A 5,751-nucleotide genomic window follows, 5' to 3' on the forward strand; every position below is an offset into this window, starting at 1 on the left:
TGCCCGAGCCTGCCCGCCATCGCCGCCGAGACGGCCCCCGCGCCCGCTGCCGCAGCCGGCCAGGCCGACTGCCCGCGCGGCGCCATCGCCCTGGTCACCGGCAATGCCGGTCAGGTGTCGCCCAAGACCTGCCTGGCGCCGTCGATGAAGCCGTTCGCCCTGCAGCGCGGGCAACTGTTCGCGGTCACCCTCTCCGAGAACGGGTCGACCGGCAGTGCCTGGGCCTTGCGCAGCTTGCCCGCGCCGCTGGCGCTGCTCGACATCGAGCATGCACCCGGCACGGCCTGCGCCACCGGTCGCATGGGTTGCCCCAGCACTGTCACCTACACCTTCAAGGCCACCGATCACGGCAGCGGCGCGATCGAGCTCGTCTACTCGCGGCATTGGGAGGACCGTGCCACCGACTCGCGTTCGATCCGGGTCGAGGTGAAGTAGCCGCCATCGCCCGCCGCCGGCGCCTGCAGAGCGGCGCAGCGCCGGTGTGGCACCGATCGGTTCGAGAGGGGGTGAGGCGTACCGCCGCCGCCGCTCAGGGCGACGGCGGCGCTTCGCCTTCGCTGCGCACCAGCAGCACCGGGATTTCGCTGCGGCGATGCATGTCCTTGCGCATGGGCAGCGCGTGCAGCGCCTCGGTCACCGCATTGAGCGCCGGATCGGCGCCGCGCAGCGGTCGCCACAGGCCGATCAGGTTGAAGTGGCGCTCGTAGCGCAGGCTCTGCGCGCTGCCCAGCCACAGCGGCACGTTGCCCGGCTGCAGGCGCGCCGGCGCCGGCCACAGCCGCAGCGCGTACAGCTCGTCCGGATTCGAACCGGGGCGCAGCATCAGCAGCGATTCCACCCGCGTGTCCAGCGTCGCCGGCAGCACCGGCACCTGCGCCGGCGTGGCCTTGTAGTCGAGCAACTGCAGCGCCTGCTGCCAGCCGGCCTGCGGCTGCACGCGCCAGCCGGCCGCTTCGAGCTGGCGCTGCAGCGGCGCCAGCGGCCCGGCCACCTGGATGTCCAACGGCCAGCGTTGGTCGTCGTCGAACTCGTTGCGCCGCGACGGCAGGGTGCGCCAGTCGTGCTGCCACCAGGCCGCGTCCGCCAGTTGCGTGACCTGCGGCGGCGGCGGTTCGAACTTGGCCAGCTTGCGTTCCAGTTGGCGCGGCGCGTACCACAGCGCGGCGATCGCGAAGCCGCCGTAGAACAGCCAGGCCAGCGGCTTCATCCAGAACCCGCGGTTGAAGCGGCGGCGGTAGGCGATGCCTAGCACCAGCAGCCAGAAGATGCCGAACAGCATGCCGCCGACCACGTCGCTGAGCCAGTGCGCGCCCAGGTACAGGCGGGCGAAGCCGATCAGGGTCACCACCGCGCCGGACAGCAGGTACGGCCACACCCGCGAGCGCCCGGGCAACTCGCGCGCGATCAGCACCGCGAAGAAGCCGAAGCTGATGGTGGCCATGGTCACCGCCACCGAGGGGAAGCCGAAACCGCTGCTGGCCGCCGGCGGGCGTACCACGTGCACGGTGGTGCCGAGCAGCTTGGTGAGGGCCAGGCCGAACGCCAGCGCCGCCAGCCAGTGCGCCGCGGCCATCCAGCGTCGGCGCCAGGCCAGGTAGAGCAGGCCCAGCGCGGTCGGCGGCAGCAGCACCTGCCAGTCGCCGAGCGAGGCCAGTGCGGTCATCGGATAGTCGGCCAGCGGGTTGCGCAGGGCCAGCATCAGGTCGTGCACGGCCAAGTCCAGGCGCAGCGGCTCGCCGTGCGCCACCACCACCATCAGCAGCGCGAACCAGCCCCAGCCCAGCGCCAGCAGCATCACCGCCAGCATCGCCAGCGGCACCGATTCGCGGCGCTGCGGGTCGAACACCGCGATCGAGTAGCGGCCCAGCACCGGGTGCCGGCGCGACCAGTCCAGGCCGCGCGCCAGCAGTGCGTCCATGTGCCCAGCCGACCAGCGGTAGCCGTACAGCACGATGGCCCACACCAGGCCCAGCGCCAGCGCCAGCAGGCCCAGCACCAGGAACAGGCGCCCGGCGACCGCGGCCACCGCGTCGTAGGCCTGGCCCAACAGCCAGCCCGGTCCCAGAAACAGCAGCGACCAGGTCACCGCGGCCACGCTGCTGGGTAGCAGATAGCGCCGCAGCGGCATCTTCATCATGCCCGCCACTGCCGGCACGAACGGACGGATGGCGCCGACATAGCGCGCCACCAGGATGCTCTTGAAGGCATTGCGGCGGAACATCGCCTCGCCGCGGTCGAGCAACTGCGGATAGCGCTTGAACGGCCAGTAGTTGCGCAACTGATGGCCCCAGCGATAGCCGACCCAGTAGCTGAGCGCATCGCCGATCAGCGCCCCGAGCGCGGCGCTGACCACCGCGTACGGGCCGGAGATCTGGCCCAGGCCGATCAGCACGCCGATCGCGAACAGCAGCGGCAGCGCCGGCACCAGGGTGCCGAGGATGATGACCGCATCGCAGAACGCGATGGCGAAGATGACCGCGCCGGCCAGGATGGGGTGTGCTGCGATCCACTCCAGCGTGGCATCGGTCCATGAGGCATTCATCGGTCAAGTATAGAGGGAGCGCGATGACGGTCCGTTAGCGCCGGGGTGCCGTGTCGGGCGACCGGCCTTGCGCAACCGGGCCGCCCGGCAGACCTGGTCTGCCGTCGGGCGCGTCGTTGTCGCCGTCCCGTGCCGGTGCCGGCAGCGCCGCCACGCCGAAGCCGGTGCGTGACGCCGTCGCTTCCCAGGGCGGCGGCCGATCCGCCGGCGCAGCATGCGCTGGCACCTGGCACGACGCCCAGGTGAGCAGCACCGGACCAGGTGCCTGCCTGGAGCTGGCGGGCGACCGCGCAGACCCGTCAAACCGCGTCGCACGCTCTACACTGGCCGGATGCCTGCCCCCGCTTCCCGCACCGTCCAGATCCTCAAGGCCGACAGCTTCGGCCGCATCCTGCTGCTGGGCGAGGGCGAGGCGCGCTTCGTCCGCCGCGACCTCACCGCCTCGCCGTGGTGGCTGCGGCTGCCCGCATGGTGGCTGGCGCGGCGCGAGGCGCTCGCCCTGCGGCAGCTGAACGGCATGGCGGCGACGCCGCAGCTGCGCGGTTGGGACGGCACGTTCCTGGATCGCAGTTATCTGGACGGCGCGGCGATGTACCAGCGGCCGCCGCGCGGCGACCTGGCCTATTTCCGCGCCGCGCGGCGCCTGCTGCAGCAGGTGCATCGGCGCGGGGTGGCGCACAACGACCTGGCAAAGGAGGCCAACTGGCTGGTGCTGGAAGACGGCAGCCCGGCGCTGATCGACTTCCAGCTGGCCGTGCGCGGCGCGCCGCGTTCGCGCTGGATGCGCCTGCTGGCGCGCGAGGACCTGCGCCATCTGCTCAAGCACAAGCGCATGTACTGCGCGCACGCGCTGACCCCGGTCGAGCGGCGCCTGCTCAAGCGCCATTCCTGGGTGCGTGAACTGTGGTTCGCCAGCGGCAAGCCGGTCTATCGCTTCGTCACCCGGCGCCTGCTCAAGTGGGAAGACAACGAGGGACAGGGGCCGAAGCCCTGAAAGGCCGGGAGTGGGGAATGGAGAATGGGGAATGGAAAAAGCGGACCGCGCGCGCGTCTGGTCTCACGGGTACGCAGCGAGAAGGCGCTAAGCTTTTCCCATTCCCGGTTCCCCATTCTCCATTCCCACTCCAATGACCCTCAAAGGTAAAACCCTCCTAATCACCGGCGCCTCGCGCGGCATCGGGCTGGCGATCGCGCTGCGGGCGGCGCGCGATGGTGCCAATGTGGCGATCGCAGCGAAGTCGGCGGTGCCCAATCCCAAGCTGCCCGGCACCATCCACACCGCCGCGGCGGCGGTGGAGGCGGCCGGTGGGCGCGCGCTGGCGCTGAAGTGCGACATCCGCCAGGAGGAGCAGGTGCGTGCGGCGGTGGCGGCGACGGTGGAGGCCTTCGGCGGCATCGACATCCTGGTCAACAACGCCAGCGCGATCTGGCTGCGCGGTGCGCTGGACACGCCGATGAAGCGCTTCGACCTGATGCAGCAGGTCAATGCGCGCGGCAGCTTCCTGTGCGCGCAGGCCTGCCTGCCGCACCTGCTGCGCAGCGCCAACCCGCACATCCTGACCCTGGCGCCGCCGCCGTCGCTGGACCCGAAGTGGTGGGCGCCGCATACCGGCTACACGCTGGCGAAGATGGGCATGAGCTTCGTCACCCTCGGCCTGGCCGGCGAGTTCGGCCCGCAGGGCGTGGCCGTCAATGCGCTGTGGCCGCGCACGCTGATCGCCACCGAGGCGCTGAACATGATTCCCGGCGTCGACGCCGGCAACGGCCGCCGACCGGAGATCATGGCCGACGCCGCGCACGCCGTGCTGACCCGGCCGGCGGCCGGCTTCTACGGCCAGTTCCTGATCGACGACGCGGTGCTGGCCGAGGCCGGGGTGCACGAGTTGTCCGGCTACGCGCTGGATCCGTCGCAGCCGCTGCTGCCGGACCTGTTCCTGGACTGAGACGCGGCGCCCGCGTCGCCAGGTTTGCCGCGGCCGCGCGTTGCGGGCGTCGCGAGGCCGCGATCGCAACGCGCCGCTACGGGCGGCGACGCGTTGCAAAAACGCTCTGTTCCATCCGATCGCATTCGCTGCCGCGATGACCACGCGCGGCACGGCTATGCTGCCGGGGTCTTCACGCCACCGCCGCCCATGCCCGCTCCAGTCGCCGTCGCCCTGCCGCGTCTTCCCGAGTCCCGCCACGCCATCCACGCCGATCTCAGCGACAACGAGCGGCACATGCTCGATCGCCTGCGCTTGGCCGGCACCGCCACCCGCGCTGATCTGAGCCGCAGCACCGGGCTGACCGTGCAGTCGGCGGTGCGCCTGGTCGACGCGCTGGCCGAGCGCGGCCTGGTCGCGATCGGTGCCTCGCTGGCGCACGCGGGCCGCGGCAAGCCGGGCGCGGGCATCGCGCTCAATCCCGGTTACGGCCATACCGTCGGCTACGCCATCGCCACCGATGCGCTGTCGCTGGCGCTGCTGGATTTCAGCGGGCAGATCCGCGGCACCGCCGAACATGCGCTGCGCTCGACCGAGCCGGCCGCGCTGCTGGCGCAACTGCGCGAGGCCGACGCGGCGCTGACCGCGGCGGCCGGCGCCGGGCTGGGTCCGCGCCTGGGCGCGGGGGTGGCGATGACCGGCTTCTTCGTCGAGGACGGTGTGCACATGAATCCGCCCGAGCCGCTGCGCGCGCTGGGCGAGCTGTCGATCGGCGACTGGCTGGCCGAGGCGCTGGGCCTGCCGGTGTGGGTGGACAACGACGGCACGGTGGCGGCGGCGGGCGAGAGCCTGCTCGGCATCGGCCGCCAATACCGCGACTTCGCCTATCTGCACTTCAACTACGGCCTGGGCGGCGGCGTGGTGATCGACGGCACCTGCCTGCGCGGCGCGCACGGCAACGCCGGCGAATTCGCCGGCATGCTGCCGCAGCAGGGGCTGGAGCGCGGCACGCTGGAACTGTTGCGGCAACTGCTGGCCGAAGACGGCATCGCGCTGCCCGACATCCGCGCGTTGCTGGCCGCCTACGATCCGGCGTGGCCCGCGATCGAGCGCTGGATCGCGCGGGTGGCGCCGGGTCTGTCGCTGATCGTGTCGGCGATCGTGGCGATCTTCGATCCGCAGGCGGTGGTGTTCGGTGGGCGCATGCCGCGCGAGCTGGCGACGCGGCTGATTCCGCACGTGCGCATCGACAACCAGCCGCGCCGCGGCCAGGCGCGGCCGTTGCCA

Annotated in this window: 5 protein-coding genes; 4 read left to right on the forward strand and 1 reads right to left on the reverse strand. The window is 71.9% G+C overall.

Annotated features, from left to right (window positions below):
- The coding region (locus D588_RS0108515) for a protease inhibitor I42 family protein (RefSeq protein WP_017915661.1) at positions 1–435 on the forward strand (435 nt) is incomplete at its 5' end.
- A gap of 94 nt (positions 436–529) precedes the next feature.
- Here the strand turns inward: D588_RS0108515 and D588_RS0108520 are convergent.
- A complete protein-coding gene (locus tag D588_RS0108520; protein ID WP_017915662.1) occupies positions 530–2,542 on the reverse strand; it encodes a bifunctional DedA family/phosphatase PAP2 family protein in 2,013 nt (670 codons plus the stop codon).
- A gap of 331 nt (positions 2,543–2,873) precedes the next feature.
- Here D588_RS0108520 and D588_RS0108525 point away from each other — a divergent pair, with 331 nt between their 5' ends.
- From D588_RS0108525 to D588_RS0108535, 3 genes are all read left to right on the forward strand, one after another.
- Complete coding sequence (locus D588_RS0108525) at positions 2,874–3,536, forward strand: serine/threonine-protein kinase (RefSeq protein ID WP_017915663.1); 663 nt, start codon at positions 2,874–2,876, stop codon at positions 3,534–3,536.
- A gap of 133 nt (positions 3,537–3,669) precedes the next feature.
- The gene (locus D588_RS0108530; protein WP_017915664.1) at positions 3,670–4,485 is read left to right on the forward strand and encodes an NAD(P)-dependent oxidoreductase; all 816 of its coding nucleotides are present in this window, start codon (positions 3,670–3,672) and stop codon (positions 4,483–4,485) included.
- 276 nt (positions 4,486–4,761) lie between these two features.
- Positions 4,762–5,751 (forward strand): ROK family transcriptional regulator (locus D588_RS0108535; protein WP_017915665.1); only part of this gene is annotated, 990 nt, incomplete at its 3' end.

Source organism: Xanthomonas sp. SHU 308, from assembly GCF_000364645.1.
GTDB classification, from domain to species: Bacteria; Pseudomonadota; Gammaproteobacteria; order Xanthomonadales; family Xanthomonadaceae; genus Xanthomonas_A; species Xanthomonas_A sontii.